Below are 15,978 nucleotides of genomic sequence, written 5' to 3'. Positions count from 1 at the left end.
CAGAGTATCTCCGGTTAGTTTTTTATGGCAAAAATGAATTATATCTTAGTTTAGCAAACCTATATAGATTTGTCAACATTCGGTTTAAATGCATCTTTTTTTGCCACCTGATTTTTTTTGTAAAATGTGGTACAATGGGGCTAGAGGTATAAACATGAACATAGAACTTTTAGCTCCGGCAGGGAATACTGAAGCCCTTGATGCCGCCACAAACGAAGGAGCCGATGCCGTATATTTAGGCTTAAAAACTTTTAATGCGCGTATGCGCTCCTCCAATTTTGCATGGAGCCAATTTGAGGCAACCGTAGACAGTCTCCATAAAAGGAATAAAAAGGTCTATGTTACGGTAAATACGGTTTTAACCGAAGAAGAAACCGAAAAGATGTACCGCTTTTTAAAATACCTTGACTCGATTGGGCCTGACGGCATCATTGTTCAAGATTTGGGTGTCGTTCAAATGGCTAAAACACATTTTCCAAAATTAAAGCTTCACGCCTCAACCCAGATGAATATAGCTTCTGCCAAGGCTGCGAATGCTTTGAGCCGCTTCGGAATATCACGGGTTGTTTTAGCCCGGGAGCTTTCATTAAAGGAAATCGAAGAAGTAAACTTAAACACCTCCTGTGAGCTTGAAGTCTTTGTGCACGGAGCCCTCTGCGTATGCCAATCGGGGCTTTGTATGTTTTCCTCATACCTCGGAGGAAAATCGGCGAACCGCGGAATGTGCGCCCAAGCCTGCCGAAGACTTTATACGGCCCACACTCCTCAGGGCGACAAAGACGGCTATTATTTTTCTCCCCATGATTTGCAGCTCATCGACTATGTTCCCGATCTTATAAAGGCCGGAGTTTCTTCATTTAAAATAGAAGGAAGAATGAAGAGCGCCGAATATGTGGGAACCGTAGTTTCGGCCTACCGCCATGTAATCGACAATTGGGAAAACAATAAAAAGGAAGCCCTCGAAACGGGCCGCCGAATTTTAGCCGGAGACTTTGCCCGAAAAAAAACGAGCTTTTTATTTGTTTCTTCAAAGGCCGAAGAAATTTTAAACCCGAATCAGGCGGGCGGAACGGGCATTTTTTTAGGCACGATAGACAAAACTGCCCGGTTTAAAATTAAAGAAGTTGAAGGGAAAACTAAGGAAGACCCGATGCGCAAGGTACACTATGCACTTTTAAAAGGAGGTTCTTACACTCCGGATTTCGGAGATTCGATTAGGCTTCATACAAAGGACGACCGCGGAAGGGAAAGCTGGAAAATTCAAGATATAAGAATTGAAAAATCGGTTTCAAAAAAAGGCGGGCCGACAGAAGAAGTATGGATTCAGGTTCCTGCCGATTTTGGAATCGGGGACAGTGTTTACCTCTTACAGACCAAGAGCATGAGTAAGCGTTATGCTCCGGTGCTTCCCAAAAGTTTAAGTCCTTTTAGAAAAAGGCCGGGAGACGATAGGCTTCCCGAGCTTAAGCTCTACCCCGAAGGGAATCAGGCAGGAAGCATTAACGAGAATGCAAAGACTGCCGCCAAGGGTTCCCCTAAGAACGAACCTAAAACAGGAAGCAAAAATAAACAAGAAGATAAGCGGAGTAAAAAGATTTTGAGTAAATCCAATATCGACATCTTCCCTGACGGCCTCTATGTGCAAGTATCTTCCATAAGCAGCCTCCACACAATTCTTTCCGATAGGCCTGTACGGGTAATTATAAACCTTAACGAAGATACAAAAGAGGCCTTAGCCGGTACGGGAAAAATCGATAAACCTCTGCCTTTCTCAAAACGGGAAATTTTTATTTCGCTCGATCCCTTTATGGGGCAGGCTGAAAGCGATGAGCTTGAGCTTTATCTTTTGAACCTTATCGAAAAAGGGTATAACCAGTTTATCATAAACAATCCTGCCCATATTACGATGCTGAAAAACAAAAACTTGAATCTTGTTGCAGGTCCCTATCTTTACGGATTTAACCGCTGGGCCGTAAAATGGCTTCAAGAAAACAATATTTTGCAGTTTGTATCTCCAATAGAAAATTCGCAAAAAAACCTTGAAGATGTTTATGCCCCGGGCATGAGAAAGCAGGTCTTAGTTCCGGTTTTTGCTTATCCGGCCCTATTTAGAATGAGGTTTACTCTTCCAAAGGCTTATGATTTTTTATATTTTTCCGATAAACAGGGAGAGGCTTTCAAGACTTTTTCAACACCGTCGTCTTCTTTTGTATTGCCTGAAAAACCCTTTTCGATAACCGACCGTATCGGAGCTCTCGAAAAGAAGGGGTTTGATAAATTCCTCCTAGATTTCTCTCATACGGAAATTGAGCGGACAGAATATAGGCATATTGTCGGTTCTTGCCGTAAAGGAACATTACTGGAAGACACTTCAAGATTTAACTGGAAGGAAGGTTTTTACGACCCTGTAAAGATTGAGGCCCGAAAACAAAAGTAGTTGTACGAATTCATCGAATGGAGGCTATATGTCGGAAAAACAAACTCTTTCTCAAAATGTCACAGGCTCAGTTAAAAGCCGCTTTTACTCCATCGGAAGTAAGCTCTTGCTTTTTACGGTTATCTTACTTTTGGCCCAATACCTGATCATCGCTTACAAGGATTGGCGCAGTTTAAAAAAATTCTCTGAAAATCAAATCAAAATGATGGGTGACTTAAAGCATTCGGCATTCAATCATGAATTGAATACATATCAGCTTATGGGACAAATATTACTGGATAGTGTAGCAAAGGATGAGGAATTAATACAGGCCTTTGCAGAAAGAGATAGAAAAACTCTTACGGATCTTGCCCTTCCTATATTCAATGATATGAAGAAAAAATATAGGGCTAAACAATTCCATTTTCATACAGCTCCGGCTGTTTCGTTTTTGAGAGTACAAAATCCAAAAAAGTTTGGAGATGATCTTTCATCATTTAGAAAGACCATTATAAAAGCAAATTCCGAAAAAAAAGAAATATACGGTCTTGAGGTAGGAGTAAGTGATTTAGGTTTTAGAGTCGTCAAACCTCTTTTTGATCAAAGTAATAAGCATATAGGCTCCGTAGAATATGGAGGAGCGGTAGATACGGAATTTATTTTAAATTTTATATCAACCTGTACACCTGATGTTTTGGCAGGAGGTTTAAACATAAGCGTATATGCAAAAACATTACAAAATATTTATAAAATAATGGGTTCTAACTTTGAAAATGAAAACTCCGAAGACTCCGAATCCATTATGAAACAAATCGGAAACAAAGAAATAATGATAAAAATTGATGGAACTAATGCAGCCGCTTATTATCCCATCTATGACTTTTCGGGAGATATCATAGGATATTCAAAATTTTTATATTCTATTGAAGCAATTCAAAGGAATCAAACAAATTTCTTTGTAAAGACAACTGTTGTTTTACTATTTATATTTATTCTATTTGTTGTGACAATTATAATTTTTACAAAACTGTTTATAATTCGTCCGGTTAATATGATTATCAAATCGCTTAAAAATATATCTGAAGGAGATCTGCGAGTTAAACTTCCTTCACGGGGAAATGATGAAATAGGAAAATTGACAGGCTATTTTTCCGATACAATTGAAAAAATAAGTCACATGATAAAGAGCGTTCTAATGCACTCGCAAGAAATGAAAGATGTTGGTGAAGTACTTGCACAAAATATATCGGAAAGAGCAAGTGCAATACACGAAATTACTCAAAATATAGAGTCTGTAAAAACTCAAGCCGTTAATCAAAGCAGCAGTGTAACAGAAACATCTGCAACGATCGAGCAGGTTATAAGCAGACTCGGAGAACTAGACAGCGACATTGAAGTACAGGCAGCAAGTATCGAACAATCCTCTGCCGCAGTTGAACAAATGGTTGCTAACATAGCTTCAGTTACAAGCAATCTTGAAAAAAACAATACTCTTATTAAAACAGTATATGAACAAACAAAGAGCGGTAAAGAAGGCGCAAGATTAGCAAATGACGTAGTTGGACAAATAGCATCTTTATCAGCCTCCTTGCTTGAAACGAGTGAGATTATTCAAAACATTGCAAGTCAGACAAACCTTTTAGCCATGAATGCCGCAATTGAAGCAGCTCATGCAGGAGAAAGCGGAAAGGGCTTTGCCGTTGTAGCCGATGAAATAAGAAAACTTTCAGAGCAGTCTAATATGCAGGGTAAGCAGATAGGTGAGGTTATGAAAAAATCTACCCAGATTATCGAAAAACTCACGGTTGTCGGTGAAGAAGCTGAAAAATCTTTTATTAAGGTTTATGAACTGGTAAACCAAATTTCACAGCAAGAAGAGCTTATGGTATTTGCAATGAAAGAACAGGAAAACGGAAGCAATGAAGTCCTCGATGCAATAAAAAACATAAATACGATTACGGGTGAAGTAAAGACCAGATCGGTAGAAATGCTTTCGGGAGGCATCAAGGTTTCGGAAGAAATGCAAAAACTAGACGCCCTTACCAAAAATATAACCAATAGCATGAACGAGATGGCATCGGCAGCTTCTGCAATAAATGAATCAAGTAAGGAAGTCCACGATATATCGAAAAAAAATAAGGCCAGTATCGACCAGCTGTCTATTGAGGTTAATAAATTTAAGGTATAATTAAACCTGAATAATCAAAGCACCGGTTTTTCTGTCATGGAAGAACCGGTTTATTTTTTCGTTTTCAATTTTTATAAGAGAGCCGTCTACATATTCTTTAAGCTTTGACCGAGAGCTTTTTTTTTCGGTTAAGAGTAAAAAACCTTTTTCGGAACAGGCATAACGGCCGATCTTTCCATCGCCAAGCTTTATTATTTCGGAGCTTATGCGTGCAAGGAAGTCTTTTTTTTCATTTTCAAGGTCAGACTGCTTTTCTTTTTTTTCATTTTTATACTCAATCGGCTTTTCTTTTTTTTCTTCGCCTCTGCAATATATAAAAGAAAGGCTTGCCCTAGTCTTTTCAAGTCTTGCAGCTTCAGAAAGCTCAACAAGTTTTGGAGGAGCATCATCCGCATAAAAAGAAAAATGACACCATTTATCCGAGGCTATAGGATATTTTATATCGTTTTTTTCAGATACTTTTTTCCCGGGAATAGGACAGATTCCCGCGTGCGGACAGGGAGAAAGAATCCCGCATTTTTTCTCGAGAAAGTTTTTGCGTAAGGCTGAAACGAATTCGCCGGCAAGGGGTATGCCGGGCTCAATTACCAAGGCGGCTCCGTCTTTTTCAAGATAGTACAGGATTGCTTTTGCAGCTCTTTCAGCTTCGCCTTCAACCTTAATTGACGAATCCCAAAATATTTCGTTAAACATATTTGCACTTACAAAAAGCTTTATCTTCTCTTTTAGCGGAAGGCCGAAGCTGCCGTTAAGTTTTGTGAGCTTCCAGTTTGAAACTTGCTCTGTTTCGTGTTTACTTTGATTTGTAAACTCAACAAGAGAGTTAAACAAGGCCTCTCCTGCCGCCAATGCCTTCCCCGAAATATCGGCACAATACCAATGAAGTTTTTTTGAGCGCAATTCGGGCTTGGCAATCCAAAAAGCACACATGAGGGTCATAGGCCCGCAGCCGAAGTCGGCAATTACATCTCCGTCTTTTAGGTCAAAATCAAGATTGCCTATCAATTTTGAAATGCGTACCAAGTTCCACCACATGTAGTGATAAATATAGGCCGTTAATTTTACGGGATTGTTTAGGTAATTTACTTTTCTGGAGCTCCTTTCGTTTGTAAGTTCATGGAAGAGAATACGGATATCCTTAGGGATCGAAGAAATTTGCTTTGAAGAAAGTTTAAGAGCATCTTTTATGATAAGGTCAAAGGAATTTAAAAGACGATTTGTGTTCTCATCATTTTCCTTAAAAATATTTTTCCCAGTATTTTTTGTCTTTACAATTTTTATAGGAAAATCATCCCGAGTATTTTTCTTTTCGATTCTTTTTTCTTTATTCGGATCTTCATCAATTTCTTTTTTCTTTTGATGATGAAATTTTAATTCATTCTTCTTTACAAATTTTTCGTAAAATGGTTTATTTTGTTCCGTCATTTTTTTTCTTCCCGTATAATTTCGTAGATACTTAAAAGCTGATCCCTAAGCTCGGATATTTTCGCCGTAACCGACCCTTGAGCTGCACTTTGATTTATTATCTCGGCAGCAGCTCCTTCAACCGTGTACTTTTTTTTATTTATTAAATAATCCAGCCGATAGATGATACCCAAATCATAAGAGCTGTACAATCTTCTTCCGCCTAAGTCTTTTTTAGGCTGCAAGATAGGAACATTCTCTTCCCAATATCGCAGAGTATGAGACTTTACTCCCGTAATTTTTTCAACCTCACCTATCGAAAAACCTTTCATTACCAAAACCTTAAATTTAATTTGCGGTGCTTTGTTCTAAAGCCTTTCTTCCCAGCGCTTTCGGCTTCCCTTAACTTTTAACAAAATGGGAATCATTTCAAAACCCAAATCGCTTCTGATTTTATTTTGAATATAGCGCATATAGGATTCCGTCACATAATCGGGCCTGTTTGAAAACAATAAAAACTCAGGCGGGCGGGAACCGGTCTGTACAATGTACTTAAAGGTAAAGGCTGTTTGACGGCCTTGCGGAGGAGGAGCTGCCTGAAGCCAATCTTTTAAGGCAATGTTAAGGGCTGAGGTTTCTATTTTTTTATTCAGCTGCTCGAACATTTTGACGGCAGTATTTAAAAGCTCCTTAATTCCCGTTCCCTCATTTGCCGAAATTGCAAGTACCGGAGCATAGTCCATTTTGCCGAACATAACCTTTATGCGTTCCTCCTCATCCTTAAAGGCTTGTTTTGTTTGCTCCATCAAATCCCATTTGTTTAAAACAAAGATAACGCCGAGTCCCCGATTGGTAGCCTGCACTATAATTTTTTTATCCTGTTCGGTTAAGCCTTCTTGAACATCTATCATGTGAAAAACTATGTCGGCATTGTCCATGCTTTTAATTGCACGCACTACGGAATAATATTCTATGCCTTCGTTCACCTTTGCCTTGCGCCTTATCCCTGCTGTATCTTGAATAACGAATTTTTTATTTTTATAAGAAAATTCGCCTTCAACAATATCGCGTGTGGTTCCTGCAACATTCGAAATTATCGAGGCGGAAGAATTTGTAAGATAATTTGCCAAGGTCGATTTTCCCGTATTAGGTTTACCGACAATAGTAATTCTTATTCCGGCGTCTTCTTCAAGCTCCTCTACCTTGCTAAAGTCCAGTCCCTCTGTCAATACTTCAGCCAAGTCTGAAATATTGTCTCCGTGTTCTGCACTTATGCAGGTCAAGGACTTAAAGCCGTAAGAGTAATAGTTACAAGCCTCCGCCATGAGCCTTCCGCCCTCGGTCTTGTTTACGGCAACAACCAGCTTATTAAAATAGGGACGCAAAAATTGAATAAACTCTTCGTCCTCAGCAGTCGCAAGTCCTGCATCAAGGAGGAGCAAAATTCTATCGGCTTTTTTTAAGGTGGAAATAGTTTTTTCCATAACGAGCTCGTCTATCGTATCTTCAAATTTGTCTCCGCTCCTAGTCAGCTTAAAACCGCCCGTATCTACAAGAAGAACAGGAAGGCCGTTTACAATTGCCTGAGCTTCAACAGGGTCGCGGGTTACACCGGGAGTCGGATCCGTGATCGAGCGGCGCTTTCTTAAAAAGCGGTTAAACAATGTAGACTTCCCGACATTAGGGCGGCCTACAATGGCGATCAAGGGAATGTTCTTATATTTTTTTTGATGAGAAAATCCTGAAACTTCCGAACTCTCATTGTTTATATTTTCTTCATCAAAAAAGTCGTCTTTATTTTTCGGCATAATATTTCTCCAATGTTTTTTCTACCTTTTCTTTTATTTCAGCTGCAGAGTTTAAAGTTTTAATTTCTTCGTATAGGGCTTCCGCATCCTTGACATTTACCGACTGCATAAACTTTTGCATTTTTAAAATTTTTCCGGCAGGCATACTAAAATGCCTCAAGCCCATTCCTAAAAGCAAAAAGGCCGCATCTTCATGCGAGGCCATTTCTCCGCACATCGAAACCAAATGCCCTTCCTGCTCCTTTATAAACCTTTGTGCATCGATAACGTTTTTGATAAGGCGCAGGACAGCCGGTTCAAAATAGTTTGCAAGATAGGCAACCTTCGTGTTTTCCCTGTCTGCGGCCATTGTGTATTGAATAAGATCGTTTGTTCCGATAGAAAAGAAATCCAGATGCGGAGCATAGAGGTCGGCAGCTACAGCCGTGGATGGAACTTCAACCATGATTCCTACATTGACCTTGTCAATTATTTTTTTTCCGGCAGCATTACATTCGAGTTTACATTCTTCAATTATTTTTTTTACTTCGATAATTTCTTCAATGTTTGAAATCATAGGAATTAAAAGAAAAACGTTTCCGAATACTCCGGCTCTTAGGATGGCCTTGATTTGGGTTTTAAACACCTCTTTTCTGTCTATACAATAGCGGACTGCCCGCCATCCGAGAAGAGGATTTTTTTCGCGCAAGGTTTCTTGTTCGTCAATCATCTTGTCGGCGCCCACATCAAAGGTGCGGATAACTACGGGCTTTTTGCCCATGGCTTCAACAACTTTTTTATAGGCTTCAAATTGAGTATCTTCATCGGGGATTTTTCCGTCCTCTAAAAATAAAAACTCGGAGCGGAAAAGGCCTATGCCGTTCGAGACGGTAACGAATTTATTTTCGATTTCTTCGGGGAAGGCAATGTTTGCATTTACCGAAACCTTAACTCCGTCCTTTGTTGTGATCGAAAGCCGCTCGGTATAGTTTTTTTGAGCTTCCAAAAGCTCCTTAATTTCAGCCCTTCTTTTTTCGATACGGACCTCATATTCTTTTATGAGGGCTTTGGAAGGGTTAAACAAAACAAAGCCGCCGTCCGCATCGAGGGCTGCAGGCATATTTGTTCTGGCAAAATCCATACAATCTTTTACGCCCACAAGCATTGGGATATCCCAAGCGCGGGCCATAATCGAGATATGGCTGGTAACTCCGCCTTCTTCCATGATTATACCGCTTACTCCCGCGTTTTTGACCAAGAGGGCTTCAGAGGGCTTTATCAGTTTGGCCGCAATAATCGCACCCTTGGGAACCTTTGTAAATCTTGAATCCCTCGGCCCCTGTTTGAGAAGATGGACAAAGACGGATTCAAAGGCATCCTGAATATCCACAGCTCTTGCACTCAGGTACTCATCCCCGGCTGATTTTAACATCGCAACGGTTTCGTCCAATTTTCTTTTTAAAACGGACTCGGCATTCATTCTTGTTTTTTCGATATCGGCAAAAACGGAATCCAAAAATGCCGTATCCGACAACATAAGAATGTGGGTAGAGATAATATCTTCGCCGGTTTTGTCGTTTTCGCTTTTTTCCACATCCGAAGATGAAGAGATTAATTCGGAAAGCTCGTTTTTTGCCTTTTCGACGGCTCCGGCCAATCTTGATTTTTGCGAAGCGATTTCATTTTCGGATATGGAATAAGAGGGAATAACCGTTTCAGGCTGCTCCATCACACAATATAAGGGCCCGGCGGCTAAACCGTCGGAAGCTATGAGTCCGTTAAGTTTTTTCATACTATCTTTATTATAGTAGAAAATGAGGGGATTGGCAACTATTAGGGGAAAAAAGACTACATCGGAAATTTATGTAGATATTCATTGTCTGTCTCAAGCTCAACACAGTGTCCTGTTTTTAAATAGAAGATAAATGTTTTCACTTCTGTTTTTGTAAGATCGAAGGCGGCTTTTTTATAAATTTTCAGCTGAGTTAAGTGTGCTTCAGGATTTTCTATTTCGTCTGTTTTATAATCGACAACATAGACTGCTTTCTCTTTTTTAAAAAGAAGGTCGATCTGTCCGCTTACAAGCTGCCCCTCATACTCAGTTAAAAAGCCGTATTCGCTTTTTAAGTATTCGGCATCCTTGACAAGAGCATACATATCCGAATTAAAAAAATTATCGGCCCAAGCATAAATCTTTTTCCTTTCGGTTTCGGAGTATCCTTTTGGATAAACAAATTCCTTATTTAAAAGGCGGGCTTCGATTAAAGAGTGTGCAAGAGTTCCAAGCTCGGCAGCAGTAAATTCTTTTTGTTCATCCATATTTTTAGAAGAGTTAGGCAGCTTATCTTTTTCGGAAATAAAAGAATAAACAGATTCTTCTCCCCTCTTTTTGTTTACCTCATGAGCAAGGCCTGTGGCAGTCATTATCCTTTTTTCTGCAAGATTAAATTCTTTTACTTTATAAGAAGCAAAAAGCTTTTGAAAATTTATTTTTTCTCTTCGTTCTTTTTTTAAATTATTAAATAAATTTTGTCTTTCAATCGGTAAAATTTCATTAAAGATAATATCTTTATGTTCATTAGGAAGAGCAGGTAGGAGCAATTCAAAAAAACTTATAGTCTTATCCGAAATTTTAAGCATAGCCTTTATATCTTCAAGACTTCGCGGATTTTCAGATGAATACTCGCTATCTTTATTTGTTGAATCTTCATCTTGCAGATAATTGTACACACCGCTCATTATTAAATAGGACTCTGCCCTTGTAGCCGCAACATAAAGAAGCCTCTTGGTTTCGGCAACAAGTTTTGCATTAGCCTCATCGCGTAAAGACTCAAAAATAAGATTACCGGGCTTCGCCGACAAACAATAAGCATTCGGTGAATACAAAACAGGACCCATATCTTCATTATAAAAAACAAGACCTTCTTTTTTTTCGGGGATACCCCTGTTACCGCAATCGGGGACTATAACAATGGGAAACTCCAAACCCTTGCTCTTATGCACAGTCAAAAATCTCACAGAGTCTTTTTCATCATCCAAGGGAAGCTCCATATCATCAAGTCTTTCATTATCTTCGATATGAGAAGCGAGAGAGTCTACAAACTGAGAAAAAGTTAATCCGTTTATATCGGCTTGGCAGGCAAGCTCAAAAAGATAATCATACAAATCTATGTAATGATGATTTTCTTCATTGGTCAATAAAAAGTATCTGTAAGCTTCATCATACCAAAGATATGTAACTAATTCGGCAGAAGTCATTGTTAAAACAAGCTCATTCAGTCTTGCAAATAAGCCACAGCCACGCAAATATGCTTCTTTATTTTTTCCGTTTAATTTTTCCGCTAAAGGACTATCAAAGGCCCTTGTAAAATTTAAAAGCAAGACGGCAAAGGCATCATCATCGATATTTACAAAAGGAGAATGTAAAACTTGCGCATAAGTTTTTTTATCCGAAGGATAGGCTATAATTTTAAGCATAGCATAAATATCGTTTATAGGGGCATCGTTGAATAAGCCCCTCTGTTGCACACTCCTATAGGGGATACTTAAGTTTCGGAAAACTCTTTCATAAACGCTCTGTTTTGTCGATGCCCTAAGCAAGACTGCAAAATCGTTCCATGAACAAGGTCTTGCATTTTTCCCGTCTCTAATCTTAAAACCTTGATTATGTAATTCTAAAATTCTTTTTGCAAGATAAAAGGCTTCCGTTTCTACAGGATTAAGAAACTCACTTGAATCTTCTAGGGCATTAAATCTTTTTTTATCAAAAAACATTATTTCAATTTTCGGTTCAACTTCTTTTATCGGCGCCCTCGTTTCAGTCGGAACATATTCCGCTTCATAGGCGGGAACGGATGATTCTTTTTCCAAGGGCCTATTTATCTCGGAATAAAAAACTTTGGAAAATATTGTATTAAATAAATTTATAAGAGAAGGTTCCGTACGGTAATTTATTAGAAGCCTTGTAGCGGCAAGCCTTTCCTTATCCGAAATATCGTCTGCAAGTTTTCGGAACACGGAAACATCAGCCCCTCTAAAAGCATAAATCGACTGCTTTTCATCACCTACAAAAAACAATTTATTCGGACAAAGTTCCTGAGGAGATGGAATAGATTTTTCGGAACGTTCAAGTTTTTCGGCAATTAAAAAGAGTAAGTCTCTTTGCAGACTATTGTTATCCTGAAACTCGTCTATCATTATAATTTCTGCATTGTTTTTATAAAAGTTCCGCAAGTCCACATCCTTTATCAAAACGTCCACGGCGAGCTGCGACACATCCGAAAAAGTTAAAAGGCCTCTTTGTTTTTTTTCATATATATACTCTTTTTGAAGCTCTTCAAGCATGGCAAAAAAAGGAACTAAGTACTCCCGCGAGTACTCAAAATTATAAATACACACAAGTTTTTCATATATGCCTTTTAATTTCTCTTTTATTTCCTTTACGGCATCGTTTCCTCTACCTTTTGCCGTTTTAGAAATTTTATCGACAATAGGAAGCAGTTTAAGAAAGGCTTCATCTTTTACCGATTCAGGAAAATAAGAAAGACTCGAATATGCACTTACAGCTTCTTCAGTAAAATTTTTAGAAGGATCATTTTCTTTTATAAATTCAAAAACATCAAAACATTCGGACAAGGCTTTTCTTTCTTCTTCAGCATGATATTTTATTTGAGCCTCTAAACTTTTTTTAAAATCAATAGGTTTTGAAATCAAAACATAATTGCTTAATAATCTTGCAAAAAGGCCTGCAACAAAATCATCTATTCCATTATCCGCTAAAAAAAATTGCATGGTTTTGTCGGCCCGCATTTTTAAAAAGAAATCCAAACCTATACGATAAGCCAACATTTCGGACTCGGCATTATCAATAGTAAAATCAGGGGAAATACCGAAGTTCCTGCATGCAGTCTTTGCTATCCAATTACAAAAAGAATCTATTGTCGAAATCTTAGCAAGATGAAATTTTTCGATAGCTGTTTTTGCATTCGGATGATCTATTTTTTTTAATTCGTTATAAATTCTTTTGTGCATCTCTGCAGCAGCCTTTTCGGTAAAGGTTAGGGCTATTATTTTTTCTACACTTACTCCCTTTTCAACAACAAAATAAACATAACGGGCAGCCAGCACCTTTGTTTTTCCCGATCCGGCTCCGGCTGCAATTACCGAATTTTTTTCAACAGTTACCGCATTTCTCTGATTTTCATTTAAACTATCCATTATATTTTTTATATAATCATTCATCTTAATTTTCTCCAATAAAGTCCTTACTTAACTGAATAAGCTGTTCTGCAAATATGTTTGAAACCGCATGAACTGCATGTTTCAAATGAAACGGAAGATGGCTTTGTAAAATCTCGGGTTTTCACCATTTCTGCAAACTTTTCAGCCTCTCTGATAAATGCATCGATTGAAGATTGAAAATCTTCCCGTGTTCTTTCAGAGCCGGCACGCGTAACTGGAACAACCTCATTATCGTTTACAACCTTATTTATTTTTTGCTGCACAAAACTTAAAAACCATGCATGTTCTATAGTTTCAAAATTTTCTTTTTTTGTATCCCGTCTTAATTTGGATTCTGCTAAAAAGATATACATGGGTATTTGAAAATCGGTTAATTCTATATCTTCCGTATTTGAATTTTTTTTACCATATGAAGAGTATGCCGGCATATTATTTGTTTTATAATCTATAATTATACCGCTCCTTTCATCTTGGGGAAAAGAAGCCCTGTCAATTTTTCCCCGATACAAAATACCCTCATTTTCTATTTCAATCCATTCTTCTACCCATTTGGGAGCATAGCCGTCCAAAAGAGAAGCATCGCTTTTTAAAACAAAGTTAACGGCTTCCAAAACCCTTCTTTTTAAGGATTGAATAAAGGGCTTCGCCAAAGCACCTCTAAAGTCCATGGATTTTTCTGCAATATCATCAAATATTAAAGAGGCTCTTTCAACATACTTATCCAAATTTGCAGAATTAAAAATCTTATCCGTTGAACCTATTTCTTTATAAAGGGCTTCTAAAACATTGTGAGAAAGGTTGCCGATATTTCTCGCATCAAAAATACCTGCATCGTAATTTTCCGAAAAAACGGAAAGCACTTTTTCTAAAAACCATAAAACAGGACACTCGGTAAAAATTTTTAAATCGGTTTGACTTAATTTAAGAGCTCCGTCCTTAAATAAATTTTCTTCGATAAAGGAATTTAATTCTTCACTAATTTTATCATACGGAGTTTTTAAATAAGAAAAATATTTTTTTGTTTTTAATGCCGAAAAAGCAAGGGCCGCATTTTTTTGAATTTTATATACCGCTGAATTCTTTTTCAATTCATTTTTTGTATCGAAGGTATAATCGAGTAAAAAAGAATCGTAGGGTTTTAATTCTTTTATTTTTTTATTTATCCTTTCGGTATTTTTAATTTCTTCCTCTTCAGAAATTTCAAAAAGATTATTTATAATTAAATACGAATTAAAATTGTGAGGACTAAAACTAAAAACGGTATTGGGCGATGCGGTATAAGCTTCAAAAAAATGAGCGGATGCATCGGTTTCATAAACACCTAAGGCTTCCCTTTTATCCTTTCGCAAAAACGAAAGTTTATTGTAAATAATGTTTGTATGCTCTTGACTGCAATTTAAAATAAAATGATGAGCAAAAGGCGTTGCCGCTGCAACCCTGTAGGGGAATATACTTACGGCAAGACCTGTATTTTGCGGAACATAGATAGCCTTATCCAATTCCGAAATAAAAAACTTAAACCTATCGGACGGCATGTAGGCTTCAAACTTATCTTCCAAATATAAAAGTTCTTGAAGACAAGAAATACAGCGGCCTAAGATTGCATTATCTTTTTCGGAAAAACGAGTTTCATCTATCAAATCTTTTCTAAACAAAAAGTAATTTTTTTGTAAATCGTTAAATGTTTTAGATTGACAAATTCTATTTACGGCATAATAAAAACTATAAAACCAATCCCTTGCTTTTTTCTTTTGTTCAAGCTCGGCTTCGTCTTTTTCATAGTTTATTTTAAAAGATTCAATCCAAATATTTTTATAAATCCTATCTTCTTTATTTTCTTTCCATGATACGGCACAATTATTTTTTACGCCGTAATCTATTAAGGCTTCAGCACCTGCCGCATCCTGCCACGGAATATGTTTATTTAAAACTATGGGCTTCATAAATTCAAAGGCAAAATTATTTTGTACGCAATCATAAATAAGAGAAAAAAGTTTACCCGCCTGTTCAAGTCCTAATTTAAACCCTGAACGGAATTCTGCCGGCACACCTCTAAGATAAAATTCTCTTTTTATATAAGCTGCATAGTTTTCAATATCGGGTACACTTACGGCAATCTCATCCGCTCTCACCCCCTCACCGAGAAGTTTTTCAATTTGTAAGACAGTATTTTTTAACTCGCTCCTGGAATTTTTATAAACATCAATCGAATTTTCTTTTTGATTGAATTTAGGACATGGAACATAGATAATATCTTTCTGTAAATCTAAAAGTTCTGCATGTTCGGCAAAATCTTCCATCAATTCGGGGTAAATAATAATATATTTTTTTTGATATGAATAAAATTCGGAAGAAACCCAAGAAGGCTCAAACAAAGAATTCTTTTTTAAAAAATCGGCATACTCATTTTTTAAAAGAATATAGTCCTTCATTTCGTCATCTTCCAAAAAATCCGCCCCCTTATCGGCATAGCGTTTTTCAAAGTGATCAAGCTGAGGCAAAACCCCTGCAATCCATTCTGAAAATACGGTACCGGTTTCGGCATAGCTTTCAGGAATAAGAGACTTAAACAAAGGTGTCCCGTCTTTTGCTTTTTCGGAATTAACGCGGCTTATGTATTGGGAAAAAATTCTCCGCACCGTATTTGATACAGGACTTAAAGACGAGGCTTTCGAAACAAGGCAAGATTCCTTAAAGCCGTCCCATGACATATAATTTTCCGAAGGAACGGTTCCCAATCCGGTAATACCAAGAGATTTTTGAAACCACAGCCTTGAAGCAATCCTCGAAGGAAATACAAAAACATTTTTTAAATCCCTGCCATAGGTCTTTATTGTTTGTTCTATTAAGTTCATATCGCATACGATTATATCATAAAACATCAAATTTATTAAGGGCTTATTTTTCTCTAAATTAAGAATATTTTAATTAAGAATTTTTAT

8 protein-coding genes are annotated in these 15,978 nt (G+C 37.5%); 2 read left to right on the top strand and 6 right to left on the bottom strand.

Translation table 11 applies throughout. The features are described from left to right. The first annotated feature begins 154 nt into the window (after positions 1-154). On the top strand, positions 155-2,437 hold the full coding sequence (locus E4O07_RS12940; RefSeq protein ID WP_253686477.1) for a peptidase U32 family protein: 2,283 nt from the start codon (positions 155-157) through the stop codon (positions 2,435-2,437). Positions 2,438-2,465: 28 nt separating this feature from the next. After that, positions 2,466-4,604 carry a methyl-accepting chemotaxis protein gene (locus E4O07_RS12935; RefSeq protein WP_253686475.1) on the top strand — a complete coding sequence of 713 codons (2,139 nt, stop codon included), beginning with the start codon at positions 2,466-2,468 and terminating at the stop codon, positions 4,602-4,604. Here the strand turns inward: E4O07_RS12935 and E4O07_RS12930 are convergent, their stop codons facing one another. Genes E4O07_RS12930 through E4O07_RS12905 form a run of 6 tightly spaced genes read right to left on the bottom strand, consistent with a single transcriptional unit; the run spans position 4,605 to position 15,891 of the window. Beyond that, positions 4,605-6,029 carry a small ribosomal subunit Rsm22 family protein gene (locus E4O07_RS12930; RefSeq protein WP_253686473.1) on the bottom strand — a complete coding sequence of 475 codons (1,425 nt, stop codon included), beginning with the start codon at positions 6,027-6,029 and terminating at the stop codon, positions 4,605-4,607. Further along, complete coding sequence (locus E4O07_RS12925) at positions 6,026-6,340, bottom strand: MerR family transcriptional regulator (RefSeq protein WP_253686471.1); 315 nt, start codon at positions 6,338-6,340, stop codon at positions 6,026-6,028. The genes E4O07_RS12930 and E4O07_RS12925 overlap by 4 nt, the downstream gene beginning before the upstream one ends. 36 nt (positions 6,341-6,376) lie before the next feature. After that, entirely contained in the window at positions 6,377-7,816 is a 1,440-nt protein-coding gene (gene der, locus E4O07_RS12920; RefSeq protein ID WP_253686469.1) for a ribosome biogenesis GTPase Der, read from the bottom strand. Further along, positions 7,803-9,587, bottom strand: a complete 1,785-nt coding sequence (ptsP, locus tag E4O07_RS12915; RefSeq protein ID WP_253686467.1) for a phosphoenolpyruvate--protein phosphotransferase — start codon at positions 9,585-9,587, stop codon at positions 7,803-7,805. The genes der and ptsP overlap by 14 nt, the downstream gene beginning before the upstream one ends. A gap of 56 nt (positions 9,588-9,643) precedes the next feature. Next, positions 9,644-13,036 carry a UvrD-helicase domain-containing protein gene (locus E4O07_RS12910; protein WP_253686465.1) on the bottom strand — a complete coding sequence of 1,131 codons (3,393 nt, stop codon included), beginning with the start codon at positions 13,034-13,036 and terminating at the stop codon, positions 9,644-9,646. A 23-nt stretch (positions 13,037-13,059) separates the two neighbouring features. Beyond that, the gene (locus tag E4O07_RS12905; RefSeq protein ID WP_253686463.1) at positions 13,060-15,891 is read right to left on the bottom strand and encodes a PD-(D/E)XK nuclease family protein; all 2,832 of its coding nucleotides are present in this window, start codon (positions 15,889-15,891) and stop codon (positions 13,060-13,062) included. Positions 15,892-15,978: the final 87 nt, after the last annotated feature.

The organism is Treponema sp. OMZ 798 (assembly GCF_024181385.1).
Taxonomy (GTDB): Bacteria; Spirochaetota; Spirochaetia; order Treponematales; family Treponemataceae; genus Treponema_B.
Note: the sequence above shows the minus strand (reverse complement) of the source record. Positions and strands in the feature narration are given on the sequence as shown.

Excerpts from the sequence above, each read along its gene's own strand:
- E4O07_RS12935 (WP_253686475.1), top strand. The coding sequence starts at position 2,466 with ATGTCGGAAAAACAAACTCTTTCTCAAAATGTCACAGGCTCAGTTAAA.
- E4O07_RS12925 (WP_253686471.1), bottom strand. The coding sequence starts at position 6,340 with ATGAAAGGTTTTTCGATAGGTGAGGTTGAAAAAATTACGGGAGTAAAG.
- E4O07_RS12940 (WP_253686477.1), top strand. The coding sequence starts at position 155 with ATGAACATAGAACTTTTAGCTCCGGCAGGGAATACTGAAGCCCTTGAT.
- E4O07_RS12905 (WP_253686463.1), bottom strand. The coding sequence starts at position 15,891 with ATGAACTTAATAGAACAAACAATAAAGACCTATGGCAGGGATTTAAAA.
- der (WP_253686469.1), bottom strand. The coding sequence starts at position 7,816 with ATGCCGAAAAATAAAGACGACTTTTTTGATGAAGAAAATATAAACAAT.
- E4O07_RS12910 (WP_253686465.1), bottom strand. The coding sequence starts at position 13,036 with ATGAATGATTATATAAAAAATATAATGGATAGTTTAAATGAAAATCAG.
- E4O07_RS12930 (WP_253686473.1), bottom strand. The coding sequence starts at position 6,029 with ATGACGGAACAAAATAAACCATTTTACGAAAAATTTGTAAAGAAGAAT.
- ptsP (WP_253686467.1), bottom strand. The coding sequence starts at position 9,587 with ATGAAAAAACTTAACGGACTCATAGCTTCCGACGGTTTAGCCGCCGGG.